Here is a 16,738-nt window from a genome sequence, read left to right as displayed (position 1 = left end):
TGCCTGGTCCGGGCCAGAAGGCCAAAGCCCGGGGCGGAAATCAAGCCGTCGGGTTCGCTCCGTGCCCGTCCCGCGCCCGTTAAGTCCGTTTTAACACCTGCCCTGCTATCCCTGATCCCGGGTGAACATAGGTGGGTGAGATGGCTGCGCCAGGCAACGAAGCGCCGGTCATCATCAAGAGGAAGAAGGTCTCTGGCGGTGACGGGCACCATGGCGGTGCCTGGAAAGTCGCCTACGCGGATTTCGTGACCGCGATGATGGCCTTCTTCATGTTGATGTGGCTGCTGAACGCAACGACGGAAAAGCAACGCAAGGGCCTGGCGGATTACTTTTCGCCAACGGTGCCGATCAGCCGGGTGACTGGCGGTGGCGACGGCATGTTCGGCGGCCAGAGCGTGTTTTCCCAGGATTCCTTTCTTGAAATGGGCACCGGGGCGGCATCCGTCCACCCGACCGAATCCGACAAGTCGCGCGGGGAAAGCGGGTTGTTGCAGGAAGGCGATGAAGCCGCCGAACAGGACCAGGCCTTTACCGACATGGAAGACGCGCTGATGGGGCGTGGCGGCGAGAGCATGGTGACCGACCAGATGCTCAAGCACGTGATCACGCGGGTGACCGACGAAGGGCTGATCATCGAGCTTTTTGCCACCGACGATCATCCGCTGTTCGAAGGCGACACCGACCGGCCGACCGTGCTGTTGCGCGACCTGGTGCGCATGGTGACGCGGGTGATCGCGCCGGTGCGCAATACGCTGGCAATCGAAGGCCACCTGCGCGCGCATCCGGTTGTGCTGGCCAACAACCCGGCCTGGGATCAATCGACCCGGCGGGCGCATGTGGCCCGGGAACTCTTTGAATTTGCAGGGGTAAAGCCCGAACGCATCCGGCGGGTGACGGGCAATGCCGACCGCGAGCTGGTGGCGCGGGATCCGATGTCGACACGCAACAACCGGATCGAGGTCATCTTGCTGAGGGAATGACGGGGGCGCGACGAGGGGCGCGAGAATAGGTGGGATTTGATCTGTTAGCCCGGCCTTAATCCCAAGCACGCTAGCTGTTGCTGCAACACCCGCATGCAGCAACAGAAAGGTGCATCCATGTCCATGTCGTCCTCACTGAACGCCGGTGTATCCGGATTGCAGTCAAATTCGACACAGCTTTCCTCCATCTCGGAAAACATCGCCAACGCATCGACTTACGGCTACAAGCGGGTTGAAACCAGCTTTGATGCCATGGTGATGGGGTCCGGCAGCGCCTATTCCGCCGGTGGGGTTGCGGCCACCACGATGCGGCTGATCGACGAGGCTGGCGCGCTGGTCAATACCAACAATCCGACCGATTTGGCGATTCGCGGCCGTGGTTTCATGCCCGTCACATGGGAGCCGGACTTCGCCGCCGGCGGTTCGGAAATGCTGCTCAGCCGGGGGGACAGTTTCCGCATCAACGAAGATGGTTACCTGGCCACCGAAACCGGCCTGCTGCTGATGGGATGGCCCGCGAACGAAGACGGTTCGGTGCCGAATTATCCGCGCGACACGTCCGACGGGCTTGAGCCGATCCAGTTCAGCCTCAACCTCTCGGGCGATCCGACAACCTCGGTCTCGATGAGCCTCAACCTGCCGGCCGTCGATACCGAGGCGGGCGCCAGCGGCGAGCCGCATGAACTGACGGTGGAATATTTCGACAACCTCGGCCGGTCGCAATCCATCACCTTGGAATTCACGCCGACGGTGCCGGCGAGCGGCACGTCCAACGAATGGACCGTGGTGATGTCCGACAGCGCTCAGGACGGGGCGATGATCGGCGAATATGTCATCACCTTCGAGGACAGCCGCACCGCCGGCGGCACGATCCAGTCGGTCACCACGGTTTCCGGCGGCACGTACGATCCTGCCGAGGGCACGGTGATCGTCACCGCGGCCAGCGGCCCGATCGAATTCGACATCGGGGCGATCAACGACGAATTCGGCCTGACCCAGCTGTCCGACAGCTTTGCGCCGATCTCGATCAGCAAGGACGGCTCGCCCGTCGGCAACATGGTGTCGGTCGAGATCGACGAAAATGGCCTGGTGAACGTGCTCTACGACACCGGGGTGACCGAAACGCTCTACCAGGTGCCGCTGGTCAATGTCGCCAATCCCAACGGTCTGGTTCCGCTCAGCCAGCAGACCTATCGCGTCAACGCCACCAGCGGCACCTTCTTCCTGTGGGATGCCGGCGATGGGCCGACGGGCACGCTGGCGTCTTATGCCCGCGAGGAATCCAACGTCGATATCGCTTCGGAACTGACCGACATGATTCAGACGCAGCGGGCCTATTCGTCCAATGCCAAGGTCATCCAGACCGTCGACGAAATGCTCCAGGAAACCACCAACATCAAGCGTTGATCGCTTTAGGAGGACCGGACCATGTCCCTTTCCGCCGCATCCAGAAGTGCGCTCAGCGGCCTGACCATGGCCTCGATGACCACGCGCCTGATCTCGGACAATATCGCCAATGCGCTGACCCCGGGATACGGCGTGCGCTCGGTCGGCATGACGTCCGACCACAACGGATCGGGGGTGCGGATCGTCGGGATCACGCGGTTCACGGATCCGGTTCTCCTGGCCAACCGGCGCCAGGCCGATGCCCAGCTGGGGTCAGCGACCATAGCGTCGAATTTCCTGACGCGCGTCGAATCCATCGTCGGCCTGCCCGACGATGGCGCGTCGCTGTCGGCGCGCATGGCCCAGTTCCAGTCGGATCTTCTGGAAGCCGCCAGCCGCCCGGATTCGGGCATTCGCCTGGACCAGGCCGTCAATGCCGCCGAAGATCTGGTCTATGCCATCCGCACCGCGGCCAAGGGTGTGCAGACCCTGCGCAACGAGGCCGAGAAGGACATCACCGCACAGGTCGAGCGGCTGAATACGCTTCTGGTCCGCATCGACGAGATGAACACCGCGATCTCAAAGACTGCCATTTCGGGCAATTCCGCCGCGCCCCTGATCGACCAGCGCCAGGTGATGATCGACGAATTGTCGGAAATCGTGCCGGTGCGCGAGGTGCCGCGCGACAACGGCCAGGTCTCGCTCTACTCGACGGGCGGGGCGATCCTGCTGGATATCGAGCCGGCCGAGATCGGTTTCAGCCCGGTCAACCTGGTGACGGAATACATGTCGATCGAGGATGGCGACCTGAACGGGCTGACCTTCAACGGCCGTGACATCACGACCGACGCCGCATCGAGCAAGCTGCGAGGCGGAACATTGATCGCGGCCTTCGAATCGCGCGACGTGGCGGCCGTCGAGATGCAGGAGCGTCTCGACGGGCTGGCCCGGGATCTTGTCGAACGGTTCGAAGACAGCGCGATCGATCCCACGCGCGGGGTCGGCGACCCCGGGCTTTTTACCGACAATGGCGCCGCGCTCGACCTGTCCAGCCTCGAAGGGCTGGCCCAGCGGCTGGAGCTGAATGCCGCGGTTGATCCCGACCAGGGTGGCGAAAGCTGGCGCCTGCGCGATGGTCTTGGCGCGGCCACCCAGGGCGAGGTGGGTAACGCCAGCCTGATCCAGGATCTGCTTGGCGCGGTCCAGGCCACCCGCACCGCGCCCGCGACGATCGGTACGGGCAGCTATTCGGCCACCGGCCTGGCCGATTACGTCAGTTCGCTGATCGGCACCGAACGGGCCAATGCCGAGGCCGATCAATCCTATGCGGCGATCCAGCAAAGCGAAATGGCGGCGCTGGAGGCGGCCAATGGTGTCGATACCGACGCCGAATTGCAGACGCTGATGGTCATCGAGCAGATGTACGCGGCCAATGCCCAGGTGCTGCAGACGATCGACATCATGATGACAACCCTGCTGGAGCTTTGAGCATGAGCCAATACACGATCGGAGACCTTGCCCAATCCACGCTCATGCGCGTGCAGAGCACCCGGATGAAGAACGAGCTGATGAAGCTGACCGAAGAGCTGAGCACCGGGATCGTGGCCGATATCGGCTCGCACCTGGGCGGCGACATTTCCTATTACGCGGATGTGGAGAACAACCTGCGCCTGCTCGACGGTTACGACCTGGCGGCGGACGAGGCCAGCCACTTTGCCGAAGTCACCCAGATGACGCTGGAACGGGTCTCGGCCCTGCTGGCCTCTTCGGTGGCCAGCACCCTGCCCGCAACGACCACCGCCTACCAGGAAGCCCGCGATCATGCGGCCAAGGATGCGCGCAACGACCTGGAGGCCGTGGTCGCCGCGCTGAACGGCACATCGGTCGGGCGAAGTCTGTTTGCCGGGGCGGCGACGGACACCAAGCCGCTGGTCGAGGCCACCGATTTCCTGGATACGCTGAAGGCCGCCTTGCCGCCGATCACCGATCCGGCCAGCCTGGTCACCGCGATTTCCGATTGGTTCGACGATCCGGCGGGCTATGACACGATGGCCTACCAGGGCTCGACCAACGACATCACCCCGGTGTCGATCGGCGATGACCTGTCCGTCCAGATGGCGGTGCGGGCCGATGCGGATCAGCTCAAATCGGTGCTGAAGGGCCTGGCCATGTCGGCCCTGGCCACCGACAGCGACTGGGGCTTTGATTCCGACGAACAGATCGAGGTCTTTGATGCGGCGGGCACGGCCATGCTGTCGGCCCAGTCCCAGCTGACCGGCCTGCAATCCGACATCGGCGCGGCGCAGGAACGGATCGAGCTGACCCGAACGCGCAACGCCGCCTCGCGTATCGGGTTCGAACAGGCCCGGACCTCGCTGGTCGGAGCGGATGCCTTCGAAGTGGCCACGCGGCTCGACGATGTGCAGGTCCGCCTCGAGAGCCTCTATGCCGTCACCGCGCGCATGTCGCGCCTTTCATTGCTGAACTACATCTGATGCGCCTTCTTCTTTTTCTTCTGCTCTTCGCCCTGCCCGTCTCCGCCATTGCCGCCCCGGTGCGGCTGAAGGACCTTGTCGAATTCGACGGGGTCCGAGGCAACGATCTGGTCGGCTACGGCCTGGTCGTCGGCCTGAACGGAACCGGCGACGGGCTGCGCAACGCGCCTTTCACCGAAGACATCATGGCCACGATCCTGGAACGGCTGGGCGTCAACGTGACCGGCGAGCAGTTCCGGCCCAAGAACGTGGCCGCCGTGCTGGTCACCGCCAGCCTGCCGCCGTTTTCACGGGCCGGATCGCAGATCGACGTGACGGTGTCGGCCATCGGCGACGCCAAGAGCTTGATGGGCGGGACGCTGATCATGACGCCGTTGAATGCGGCCGACGGGCAGATCTACGCCGTCGCCCAGGGGACCGTGCTGGCCGGCGGTGCCGTGGCCGAGGGCGATGCGGCGTCGGTGACCACCGGGGTTCCGACCGCCGGGCTGATCCCCTCCGGCGCGCGGGTCGAGCGCGAGATCGAGTTCGAATTGTCCTCGCTCAGCACCGTGCGATTGGCCCTGCGTGAACCCGATTTCACCACCGCCGGCCGGATCGAGGCTGCGATCAACCGCGAGTTCCGGCGTGGCGTGGCGATCATGCGCGATTCCGGGACGATCGAGATCGACATTGCCTCGACCCGCAGTGAATCGACGGCCCATGCGTTGGAACGGGTGGAAAACATCCTGGTCGAGCCCGAACGCAAGGCCCGGGTTGTCGTCGATCAGCGGTCCGGAACGATTGTACTGGGCGACGAAGTCCGCATTTCGCGGGTGGCGGTGTCGCAGGGCAACCTGACCCTGCGCGTCGAAGAAGCCCCGATTGCCATCCAGCCCAACCCCTTTGCCCGGGGCGAGACCGTGGTTGTGCAGCGGACCGGGGCGGAAATCGAGGAAGACCCGGGGATCAGCCTGGCCGAAGTGCCCGAAGGGACGTCGCTGTCGCAGGTCATTGCCGGGCTCAACGCGCTGGGCGTGTCGCCGCGCGACATGATCGACATCCTGCAGACGATCAAGGCGGCCGGGGCGCTGCATGCCGAATTTGTCGTGCGATGAACGGGTTGGATAGGGCGAAGATTGTGATAGCAGGCCAAAAAGGCCGGTCTGCCGCCCAGCTGGCAGTAAAAGGACCGGAGCCATGGCCCCGGTCCTTCTTCATTGTTCAGATCGGGTGTCAGGCCGCCGCTTCGGGGTAATCGACATAGCCCTCGGCCCCGCCGCCATACATCGTGGCCGGGTTGGGCTGGGCCAGCGCCGTGCCGGTTTCAAGGCGCTTCACCAGGTCGGGGTTGGCAATGAACGGCCGGCCAAAGGCCACGAGATCGGTCTCGCCGCCATCGATCCGCGCCTGCGCCAGGTCGGCATCATAGCCATTGTTGCCGATCCAGGTATTGCTGAACCGTTGACGCAGGGCTGCGAAATCGAACGGAGCCACGTCCCGCGGGCCGCCCGTCGCGCCTTCGATCACGTGCAGGTAGACGAGCCCGAGCGCTTCCAGCTTTTCGACGATATAGTTGAACTGGGCCTGGGGATCGCTGGACGACACGCCATTGGCCGGCGAGACCGGCGAAATGCGAATACCGGTGCGATCCGCGCCGATCTCGTCGGTCACGGCTTCGGCCACCTCCAGCATCAGCCGCGCCCTGTTTTCGACCGACCCGCCATAGGCATCGGTGCGCTGATTGGCGCTGTCCTTGGCAAACTGGTCAAGTAGGTAGCCATTGGCGCCATGGATCTCGACCCCGTCGAAACCCGCGGCAATGGCATTGGCCGCGGCCTGGCGGAAGTCGGCGATGATGCCCGGGATCTCGTCAAGCTCGAGCGCGCGGGGTTCGGACACCTCGGCAAAGGCCCCGTTTACATAGGTCTTGGTTTCGGCGCGCAGGGCGGAGGGCCCGACGGGCGCCTTGCCGCCCAGAAGGTCGGAATGGCTGACCCGCCCGACATGCCAGAGCTGCACAAAGATCTTGCCGCCGGCGGCATGAACGGCTTCGGTGACGGGCTTCCAGCCGGCGATTTGGTCGGCGGTGTAAAGGCCCGGCGTGTCCTGGTAGCCCTGCGCCTGGGCCGACACCTGGGTGGCCTCGCTGATGATCAGCCCGGCGCCGGCGCGTTGGCGATAATATTCCACGGCCAGCGGATTGGGCACCAGCCCTTCGACGGCCCGGTTGCGGGTCAGGGGGGCCATGACCACGCGGTTCTTCAGCTGGGTCGGGCCAAGGTCATAGGGTTCAAAGAGAGAATGGGACATGGGATCAGTCCTTGTGTTCAGGGGGTTGTCTGGTTGGTTGAGGGGCGCGTCGACATGACGATGACGCGCCGGGCCGATGCGCAAGAAAGGGATCCTTGCCGGGGGGGTCATGCGTTGGGACGGGGACGGCAGGCGCCTGGGTCCAGCCGGTTCGGTGACGCGGATAAGTGGCGCATGTCGTTGATCCCTTGCTGCGCGGCGATTATATTCATGATGTGCATCATGATTGGTTTTACATGATGACCATCATCTAAGACTTCAATAGCCCGGAGAGCGGAAACCCATGAAAGTGTCGCGTGAACAGATGGCCGAGAACCGGAAACGGATCCTCGCCGAAGCTGCGCGGCTGTTTCGGGAAAAGGGCTTTGACGGGGTGTCGGTGGCCGAGGTGATGAAGGCCGCCGGGCTGACCCATGGCGGTTTTTACGGACATTTTGCATCAAAGGACGAGCTGATCGCGCAGACCGTCGCGCAATGCCTGGAGTGTTCGCATGAGAAGCCGCAGGCGCTGGCCGCGCTGGTTGCCGACTACCTGACGCCGCAACATCGCGACGATGCCGGCGCGGGTTGTGCCACGGCGGCGCTGGCCGCGGATGTCAGCCGTCAATCGCCCGATGTGCGCCTCGCCATGGCGGATGGGCTGCGTGCCCAATTGGCCCAGATCGAAGGGCCCTGCGCCGATGGCCAGACCGGCCGGCGCCAGGCGATCGGCACCTGGTCGGCCATGGTCGGCGCGCTGATCCTGGCCCGGGCGGTGGACGACCCGGCCCTGTCCGACGAGATCCTGCTTGAGACCCGCGAATGGATTAACGACGCCAGTTCAAAGGTTTGACGGCATCAGGGCCGAGTGATCGGCCGCACGTCGCGATGGGTGATGCGCTGGCCGGTACGGGCATCGGTCAGCACCGGCGCGATTTCTTCCCCGGTTTCCCGTGACACCAGCCGCAGCGAGCTGCCCCCGGGCGCGGGCACGTTGTCTTCGGCCCAGGCGATCAGCGAGATCAGCACCGGGTACAGCGCCTTGCCCCGCTCGGTCAGCCGGTATTCGAACCGTTCGGGCCGGTCCTGGTATTTCTCGCGCCGCAGAACGCCGCTGGTTTCCAGCTTGCGCAGCCGGTCGGCCAGCACGTGCCGGGTGATGCCCAGCCGCGATTGCATGTCGTCGAACCGCCGGATGCCCAGAAAGCAATCCCGCAGCACGAGCATTGTCCACCGATCGCCAATGACCGACAGGCCACGGGCAACTGGGCAATCCTCGGTTCCAAGCTCATCCCATTTCATGACGGGCATACTACGCCGAAGTTGACAGGTTCTGAAAGAGAACTTACCCATAGTGCATTCCATTATGGAACTGACATCACCCCACCGCCGACGAAAGGGACCGGCCATGGAAATGCGCAGGCGCAGCTATGAATATGCCACGGCCACATTCGACCCGGGGGCGGCGATGACCCTGTCGGGGCTGGATTACATGCGCGCGCTGGTCGCCGGCGAGATCGGGGCCGCGCCGTCGATCTCGGCGACGATGGGCCTGTCGGTGCCGCGCGACCTGGCCGAAGGCCAGGTGACCTTTGACTGCCAGCCGGGGGATTTCATGCTGAACCCGATGGGCATGGTGCACGGCGGTTTCGCGGCGACGGTGCTGGATTCGGCCCTGGGCGTGGCGATCTACACGACGCTGGAGCCGGGCTGGGCCTTTACCACGGCCGAACTGAAGGTGAATTACACCCGGGCCATCCAGCCGGACGGCGGGCCGATGCGGGCCGAGGGCAAGGTGATCCACCGGGGACGCCAGATGGCGACGTCCGAGGCGCGGCTGATCGGGGCGGAGGACGGCAAGCTATACGCCCACGGCTCGACCACCTGCTTCCTGTTCAAGCTGCCAGAGCCGCGCAAGACACTGTAACAAAACATTTTCCCAGGAAAAGGCATCCCCGGAAACGACAAACGGGCGTCTCCGCCCGCTTGCAATAGCTCAGACCGGAAGGGCCGGGATCACTCTTCGTCGGGGATGATCCGCACGCCGCCCTTGGCCGCCGACGAGGTGAGCATGGCATAGGCTTTCAGCGCGGTGGACACCCGGCGCTTGCGCGGGGCGGCCGGCCGCCAGGGCAGCGCGCCCTTGGCCGCGCGTCGCGCGTCGAGCACGCTGTCATCGACCTTGAGGTTGATGCTGCGCCCGGGGATGTCGATCTCGATGATGTCGCCGGTTTCGACCAGGCCGATCAGCCCGCCTTCCTCGGCTTCGGGGCTGACATGGCCGATCGACAGGCCCGATGTGCCACCCGAGAACCGCCCATCGGTGAGCAGCGCGCATTTGGCGCCCAGGCCCTTCGATTTCAGGTAGGATGTCGGGTAGAGCATTTCCTGCATGCCCGGGCCGCCGCGCGGGCCTTCGTAGCGGATCACCACGACCTCGCCGGCCTTGACCTTGCCGGTCAGGATGCCCGACACCGCGTCGTCCTGGCTTTCGAAGACGATGGCCGGGCCGGTGAATTTCAGGATCGAATCGTCCACGCCCGCGGTTTTCACGATGCAGCCGTCCAGGGCGATGTTGCCCGACAGCACGGCCAGGCCGCCATCCTTGGAAAAGGCGTGTTCGACATCGCGGATCACGCCATTGGCCCGGTCGCGGTCCAGCTCCTTGTAGCGGTTCTGGGTCGAAAACGCCTGGGTCGTGCGCACGCCGCCGGGCGCGGCGCGGTAGAACTTGTCGACCGCCGGGTTGTTCGTCGTCATGACGTCCCATTCGGTGATCGCCTGGCCCAGCGTGTCGGCATGCACGGTCGGCACGTCGCGATGCAGCAGCCCGCCACGATCCAGCTCGGCCAGGATGCCCATGATGCCACCGGCGCGGTGGACGTCTTCCATGTGGACATCGGCCTTGGCCGGGGCGACCTTGGACAGGCACGGCACCTTGCGGCTCAGCCGGTCCATGTCTTCCATGGTGAAATCCACCTTGCCTTCATGGGCCATGGCCAGCACGTGCAGAACGGTGTTGGTCGACCCGCCCATGGCAATGTCGAGGCACATCGCGTTTTCAAAGGCTTCGAAAGTGGCGATCTCGCGCGGGGTACAGCCGGGCTTGCCCTCTTCGTAATGGGCCTTGGTGATTTCCACGATGCGACGGCCGGCCTGCAGGAACAGCGCCTCGCGGTCGGCATGGGTCGCCAGCATCGACCCGTTGCCCGGCAGCGCCAGGCCAAGCGCCTCGGCCAGGCAGTTCATCGAATTGGCCGTGAACATGCCCGAGCAGGACCCGCAGGTCGGGCAGGCATTGGCCTCGAATTCGGCAACCTGGGCGTCGGTATAGCTGTCGTCGGCGGCGGCAACCATGGCGTCGACCAGGTCGACGGCCTTTTCCAGGTCGTTGATCGTGACCTTGCCGGCCTCCATCGGGCCGCCCGACACGAAGATCGCCGGGATGTTCAGGCGCATGGCGGCCATCAGCATGCCGGGAGTGATCTTGTCGCAATTGGAAATGCAGATCATTGCGTCGGCGCAATGGGCGTTGACCATGTATTCGACGGAATCCGCGATCAGCTCGCGCGAGGGCAGCGAATAGAGCATGCCGTCATGGCCCATCGCGATGCCGTCATCGACGGCGATGGTGTTGAATTCCTTGGCCACCCCGCCGGCCAGCTGGATCTCGGCGGCGACCATCTGGCCCAGGTCCTTGAGGTGGACATGGCCGGGCACGAACTGGGTGAAGGAGTTGACCACCGCAATGATCGGCTTGCCGAAGTCGCTGTCGGTCATGCCGGTGGCACGCCACAGGCCACGGGCCCCTGCCATGTTGCGGCCATGGGTGGATTGGCGAGAACGGTACGGTATCATTGCTGGATCTGCTTTCCCGAGTGATCGCGAGGGCGCGCGTGCCGGATGCCCTGACGGGTAGTAACGCCCAATCCGGCCGCTTGCAAATGGCCGGGCACGGGCGCCCGGAACCTGCGCCGCTTGATCTTTGGCCCGTGGCAGAGTATTCCCCGTCCACCAGCCGCACCTGAGTATTTCCCTCAGGATTGCCCGCCAGGCCTTCAGTCTCCAGTTGACCGCGCCTTGTCCGACCTGTCGGATCTGTTGCGCCTTCGAACAAGGGCCACCTGATATGCTTCGTGAACCCAATGGCGGGGGGCTTTACGACCCCACGCTTGAACATTCTGCCTGCGGCGTCGGTTTCCTGACGCGCAAGGACGGCGTCCAGACCCATGACGTGCTGGTCAAGGGCCACGAGGCGCTGTGCGCCGTGCCCCATCGCGGGGGCATGTCGTCCGAAGGCGTGGGCGATGGTGCGGGGATCAGCGTGGACCTGTCGGTGGGCTTCTTCTCGGGGCTGACCGGTCGGGCGCTCGAAGCCGGGCGCTTTGGCGTGGGCAATTTCTTCCTGCCCGCCGACAGCGCCCAGCATGACCGGGCCGAAGCGCTGGTGACCGAGACGCTGGCCGACCACGGGCTGGACATCCTGCTGCGCCGCGACCTGCCGGTGAACAATGACGCCATCGGCGCGCGGGCGGTGAAATGGCAGCTGCCCATCGTGCAATGGGTCTTTGCCGTGCCCGATGGCCTGTCGCCCCAGGCCGCCGACACGCGCATCCACCGCGCCCTGCTGGATATCGAGGCCGTGGCCTATACCGTGCCCGAGCTTGACGGGCTTTACCCGCTGTCGTTGTCGGCGCGGACCCAGGTCTTCAAGGGCCGGCTGAATTCATGGGAAATCATCCCCTATTTCGCCGACCTGTCCGACCCGGCCCATGCCGTCCACACGATGTATTTCCACACGCGGTTCTCGACCAACACCGATCCGCATCCGACCATGGCCCAGCCCTTCCGGCTGATGGCGCATAACGGCGAGCTGAACACCGACAAGAAGAACCGCCTGAGCGAGGCGGCCATCGCGCTGGCCCGCAACACGGCCATCGTGCGCCCGCGCGGCCAGTCCGACAGCTGCCGGCTGGACCAGACACTGAACGCGCGGGTCTGCGAAGAGGGGCTGGACCTGGTGACCGCCGTGGTCGCCATGATGCCGCCCGCCTGGGAGAACGACACGCGCCTGCCACGCGACGTGCGCGACATGCTGGAATATTTCTCGCTGTCCGAGGAAAAGAACGACGGCCCGGCCGCGCTGGTCTTTGGCAACGGCACGATCATCGGCGCGCGGCTCGACCGGCTGGGCCTGCGGCCGCTGCGCTCGGTCGAGACCGGCGAATACCTGGCCGTCATGTCCGAGGCCGGCCAGATCAGCTTTCCGCCCGAAACGGTGATCCGGCGCGGGCGGGTCGAGGCCGGGGGCATGATCTATTACGATCATGCCGAAAAGCGCATCGTGGAAACCGACGAGGCGCTGCGCCAGCTGGCCGCCCGGGCCGATTACGCCGCCCTGCTCGACACCGCGCGGGTGCATCTTGATGACCTGCCCGAACCCGACCAGAACCCGGGCAAGGCGGCCCGGCGCTACGAAGGCGACCTGGACCGCCCGGCGCGCTACGTCGCCTATACCCACAACCAGGAAAGCTTTCGCTTCCTGATGGACCCGATGTTGCAGACCGGGGTCGAGAAGGTCTCGGCCATGGGATATGGTAATGCGATCAACGCCTTGTCGGACAACGAAGGCGGGGTGGCCAAGTATTTCAGCCAGCGTTTCGCCCAGGTGACGAACCCGCCGCTGGATTCCATCCGCGAGGCCGACGGCATGACCCTGCGCGTCTCGCTGGGGGAAAAGCCGCACCTGGGACAGGCGCGGCATCCGCAGATCGTCATCGACACGCCGATCCTGCGCATGGCCGATATCCTGCGGATCAAGGCGCAGGACAGCACGCCCTGGGACCGGTTCGACATGCTTTATGCGCCTGTCTTTGGCGACGGGCCGGGCAACGAGGCGGCGCTGGAAGAGGCCATAGACGCGCTGGCCGATGCGGTGGCGCGCTTTGCCCGCGACCGGGGCGGCATCGCCATCCTGACTGACCGGCACGTGTCGCGCGACCGCGCCGCGCTGCCGATGACGCTGGCGGTCTCGGCGGTGAACCAGCGGCTGATCGAGGAAGGGCTGCGGTTCAAGGTCAGCCTTGTCGTGGAAAGCGGCCAGATCGCCTCGTCGCATCACATCGCCTGCGCGCTCGGCTTTGGCGCGGCGGCGGTCTATCCGCTGGGCGTGCGGATGCGGGCCGAGGAGCTGTTCGAGGGCGAGGCCGTGGCCCAGGCGTTCCTCAAGTTCCGCAAGGCCGCCGAAAAGGCGCTGATGAAGACCATGGGCAAGGTCGGGCTTTGCACCGTCGAAAGCTATTCCGGCGGCGAGTTCTTCGAGCCGAATTTCCTCGACACCAGCGACCGGATTTTCCGCCGCTACCTGCCCAACATGAAGACCCCGGTGGGCGGCGTGCGCTTTGCGACCATCGCGCAATCGGTGGCCGACTGGCACGAACGCGCTTTGTCGGTGACGACCGAGGCCGACATCCCGATGCTGGGCCTGTTCAAGGAACGCTCGGAAGGCGCGGGGCACAGTTTCGGCGTCACGGCCGTGCGCGGCTTTGTCGACCTGACCGAAGAGCCGATCACCTTCACCGGGTCGGAAGACGACATCGACCCGCTGCGCCTGCTGACCCTGCGCCAGATGGACGACGCCTTTGGCATCGACGAGGCGGGATATGTGAACACCAGCTTTGACAAGCTGACCCCGGCGCAGATCGACGGATTTGTGATCACACCCGGCTACCGCGATTTTTCCCGGCTGATGGCCGATGAACGCGCCCGCCGTCCCGCCGCGCTGCGTGATGTGCTGGCGTTTCCGGCGGATATCACCTTTCTCGACAAGGTGACCGACATCAAGCGCGAGATGATGCTGTTCAACCGCGCCGGCAACCGGGATTTCGTGATCCGTGGCCTCGACGTTGTCGATATCGGCGACGGCCAGTTCCTGTTGGGGCTCACCGGGCCAAAGGCGCGCGATATCGGCCGGCTGGACGCCCTGCGCCAGACGCTGGTGCAGCGCTTTGGTTCGGATATCGAGGGCCATACGATCATCGGCGGCGAGCTGAAGATCGCGGCCACGGGCATGGCGCTGGACTACCTGTCGCGCATCCGCCCCGCGCCGAAACGCATTCCGCTCGACGATGTCCAGCCCGCCTCGCAGATCACCCCTCGGCTGGCCTCGGGCGCGATGAGCCACGGTGCGCTGGTCGCCTCGGCGCATGAGGCAGTGGCCCATGGCACCAACATGGTCGGCGGCATGTCGAATTCCGGCGAGGGCGGCGAGCATATCACCCGCTACGGCACGATCCGCGCCAGCCGGATCAAGCAATTCGCCTCGGGGCGGTTCGGGGTCTGGGCCGGCTACTTGGCCGACCCGAACCTGGAAGAGATCGAGATCAAGATCGGCCAGGGCGCCAAGCCGGGCGAGGGCGGCCAGCTGCCCGCGCCCAAGGTTACGGTCGAAATCGCCGCCGCGCGGGGCGGCACGCCAGGGGTCGAGCTGATCAGCCCGCCGCCGCATCACGACACCTATTCGATCGAGGACCTGGGCCAGCTGATCCACGACGCCAAGGCCGCGCGGGTGCGGGTGATCGTCAAGCTGGTCTCTTCCGAGGGCATCGGCACCATCGCCGTCGGCGTGGCCAAGGCCGGGGCCGACGTGATCAACGTGGCGGGCTCGACCGGGGGGACCGGGGCGGCTTCGGTCACGTCGCTGAAATACACCGGCCGGGCGGCAGAAATCGGAATTGCCGAGGTGCATCAGGCCCTTGTCGCCAACCGCATCCGCCAGAAGGTCACGCTGCGCTGTTCCGGCGCGATGCAGACCGGGTCGGACGTGGTCAAGGCCAGCCTTCTGGGCGGGGACAGTTTCGAATTCGGCACCACCGCGCTGATGATGCTGAAATGCGTCATGGCCAAGAATTGCAATGTGAAATGCCCCGCCGGGCTGACGACCAACCCCGAGGTCTTTGACGGCGATCCCCGCGCGCTGGCGCAATACCTGCTCAACATCGCCCACGAGGTCCGCGAGATCCTGGCCGACCTGGGCCTGGCATCGCTGGACGAGGCGCGCGGGCGGGCGGATCTGTTGCACCTGCTCGACCATCCATCTTCGGTCGGCCAGCTGAACCTGCGCGCGATGCTGACCCATGTGCCGGAGAACCCGATCGAGGACCCGGTCTACCTGGAACGCGATTACGCCGTCGACGACAAGCTGCTGGAACAGGTGCAGGCCAGGCTGATCGACGGCGGCGAACACCGGATCGAGCTGCGCCCCAACGCGCCGTTGAACAACCGCAACAAGTCGGTCGGCGGGCAGCTGGCCATCGATATCGAGCGGATGCTGAACCACCAGCTGGACAGCCTGCCTGCCTGCGCCTTCGAGGATGCGCGCGGCCGGCGCTACATGGATCACCGCAGCCTGCGGGTGGTCACGCAAGGCTCGGCCGGCCAGAGTTTTGCGGCGTTTTGCAACGACGGCATGGTCATGGACCACACCGGCACCTGCAACGACGGCGTGGGCAAGGGCGCCTGCGGCGGCGAGATCATCGTGCGCGCCCCCCTTGGCGGCGGCGCGGGTGATGGGCAGAACGTTCTTGTCGGCAATTTCGCCCTGTTCGGCGCGACCGGAGGCCGGCTGTTCATCGAAGGCCAGGCCGGCGACCGTTTTGCCGTGCGCAATTCCGGCGCGACGGCGGTGGTCGAAGGCGTGGGCGATTTCTGCGCCGAATACATGACCAACGGCGCGGTTCTGAACCTCGGCGGCTTTGCCAAAGGCTTTGGCAACGGCATGTCGGGCGGCTTTGCCTATCAATACGATCCCGAAGGCCGCCTGCCCGACGCCCTGTCCCGCGACAGCGTCTTCATGGGCACGCTGACCGATGGTTCGGCCACGTCGGACATCCACCGCGACGCGGTGCGGCAATTGCTGGACTGGCATGTCGAGGCGACCGGCTCGGCCCGCGCCCGCGCCCTGCTGGAGGATTGGGAACAGACCCAGGCGCATATGGCCTGGGTGATGCCCAGGGCGCTGCTGCAATACCAGGATGCCGATGCGATCCTGGCCGCCAAGTCGAAAAAGGACCTGACCGAGGAACTGGCCACCGCACTCGCCGCCCACCAGGTGAGCGAATTGAAACGCGCCTGGAAACACGGGCGCCCGGTGCATCGCGGCGCCCTGCCGGCCTATGGCGAGATGGACACGCCCGAGATGTTCCGCCTGCTCAACAGCTACACCGTGCTGGACATGGCGCAGGGGCTGGCCCGCAAGCGCGTCGGCAAGACGGCCGATCAGCGTGCCGTCGACAAGGCCGCGCGCAACCTGGTCCTGACCGAGGATTTCGCGCTGATGATGGGGCTGGCCAAACACGCCCGCGCCGCCATCGCCGATTACGATCAGGCCGGGCTGGCGGTGCTGGTGTCCAACAAGCGGCTGGCCGATTTCAAGAAGGCCCTGTCGATGCGCAACATCCTGAGCATGGACAGCCCCGGCACCTATGCCTGGATCCTGCACCAGGACGCGCGCAACCGCGCCGCGCTTGGCCAGATCCCCAGCTTTGACGAATTGTTCGCAACCACGGCGCTGCCCGATCTCATGGCCCGGATGGCCGCGGAGTAAGA

The 16,738-nt window shown here is 65.3% G+C and carries 11 protein-coding genes; 8 read left to right on the top strand and 3 right to left on the bottom strand.

Going from position 1 to position 16,738, the window contains the following annotated elements; all coding sequences use genetic code 11:
* The first annotated feature begins 140 nt into the window (after nucleotides 1-140).
* The 5 genes from ACK3BB_RS03005 (at nucleotide 141) to ACK3BB_RS02985 (ending at nucleotide 5,958) form a co-directional block, all read left to right on the top strand.
* Nucleotides 141-980 (top strand): flagellar motor protein MotB, encoded by an 840-nt coding sequence (locus ACK3BB_RS03005; RefSeq protein WP_428927253.1) that lies wholly within the window; start codon nucleotides 141-143, stop codon nucleotides 978-980.
* Nucleotides 981-1,097: 117 nt separating this feature from the next.
* Nucleotides 1,098-2,387 (top strand): flagellar hook protein FlgE, encoded by a 1,290-nt coding sequence (locus ACK3BB_RS03000; RefSeq protein ID WP_428927252.1) that lies wholly within the window; start codon nucleotides 1,098-1,100, stop codon nucleotides 2,385-2,387.
* Nucleotides 2,388-2,408: 21 nt separating this feature from the next.
* Nucleotides 2,409-3,854, top strand: a complete 1,446-nt coding sequence (gene flgK, locus ACK3BB_RS02995) for a flagellar hook-associated protein FlgK (RefSeq protein ID WP_428927251.1) — start codon at nucleotides 2,409-2,411, stop codon at nucleotides 3,852-3,854.
* A 2-nt stretch (nucleotides 3,855-3,856) separates the two neighbouring features.
* The gene (locus ACK3BB_RS02990) at nucleotides 3,857-4,861 is read left to right on the top strand and encodes a flagellin (RefSeq protein WP_428927250.1); all 1,005 of its coding nucleotides are present in this window, start codon (nucleotides 3,857-3,859) and stop codon (nucleotides 4,859-4,861) included.
* Nucleotides 4,861-5,958 (top strand): flagellar basal body P-ring protein FlgI, encoded by a 1,098-nt coding sequence (locus ACK3BB_RS02985; protein ID WP_428927249.1) that lies wholly within the window; start codon nucleotides 4,861-4,863, stop codon nucleotides 5,956-5,958. Before ACK3BB_RS02990 ends, ACK3BB_RS02985 begins: the two co-directional genes overlap by 1 nt.
* Before the next feature lie 118 nt (nucleotides 5,959-6,076).
* Here the strand turns inward: ACK3BB_RS02985 and ACK3BB_RS02980 are convergent, their stop codons facing one another.
* Nucleotides 6,077-7,153 (bottom strand): alkene reductase, encoded by a 1,077-nt coding sequence (locus ACK3BB_RS02980; protein ID WP_428927248.1) that lies wholly within the window; start codon nucleotides 7,151-7,153, stop codon nucleotides 6,077-6,079.
* 283 nt (nucleotides 7,154-7,436) lie between these two features.
* On the opposite strand from ACK3BB_RS02980, the gene ACK3BB_RS02975 reads away from it, so the two are divergent.
* Nucleotides 7,437-7,985, top strand: coding sequence for a TetR/AcrR family transcriptional regulator (locus tag ACK3BB_RS02975; RefSeq protein ID WP_428927247.1), 549 nt, complete (start codon nucleotides 7,437-7,439; stop codon nucleotides 7,983-7,985).
* Between the two features lie 5 nt (nucleotides 7,986-7,990).
* Here ACK3BB_RS02975 and ACK3BB_RS02970 read toward each other — a convergent pair whose 3' ends face one another.
* Nucleotides 7,991-8,434, bottom strand: coding sequence for a winged helix-turn-helix transcriptional regulator (locus ACK3BB_RS02970; protein ID WP_428927246.1), 444 nt, complete (start codon nucleotides 8,432-8,434; stop codon nucleotides 7,991-7,993).
* A gap of 106 nt (nucleotides 8,435-8,540) precedes the next feature.
* Between ACK3BB_RS02970 and ACK3BB_RS02965 the strand changes: the two genes are divergently transcribed.
* Nucleotides 8,541-9,059, top strand: coding sequence for a PaaI family thioesterase (locus tag ACK3BB_RS02965; RefSeq protein WP_428927245.1), 519 nt, complete (start codon nucleotides 8,541-8,543; stop codon nucleotides 9,057-9,059).
* Between the two features lie 89 nt (nucleotides 9,060-9,148).
* Here ACK3BB_RS02965 and ilvD read toward each other — a convergent pair whose 3' ends face one another.
* Entirely contained in the window at nucleotides 9,149-10,990 is a 1,842-nt protein-coding gene (ilvD, locus tag ACK3BB_RS02960) for a dihydroxy-acid dehydratase (RefSeq protein ID WP_428927244.1), read from the bottom strand.
* Nucleotides 10,991-11,261: 271 nt separating this feature from the next.
* Here ilvD and ACK3BB_RS02955 point away from each other — a divergent pair, with 271 nt between their 5' ends.
* Complete coding sequence (locus ACK3BB_RS02955; RefSeq protein ID WP_428927243.1) at nucleotides 11,262-16,736, top strand: glutamate synthase-related protein; 5,475 nt, start codon at nucleotides 11,262-11,264, stop codon at nucleotides 16,734-16,736.
* Nucleotides 16,737-16,738 lie beyond the last annotated feature (2 nt).

Origin of the sequence: Marinibacterium sp. SX1, from assembly GCF_050389775.1 — a bacterium.
Classification (GTDB): domain Bacteria; phylum Pseudomonadota; class Alphaproteobacteria; order Rhodobacterales; family Rhodobacteraceae; genus Marinibacterium.
The sequence above is the reverse complement of the archived record's forward strand: the minus strand, read 5'-3'. Positions and strand labels throughout refer to the sequence as shown.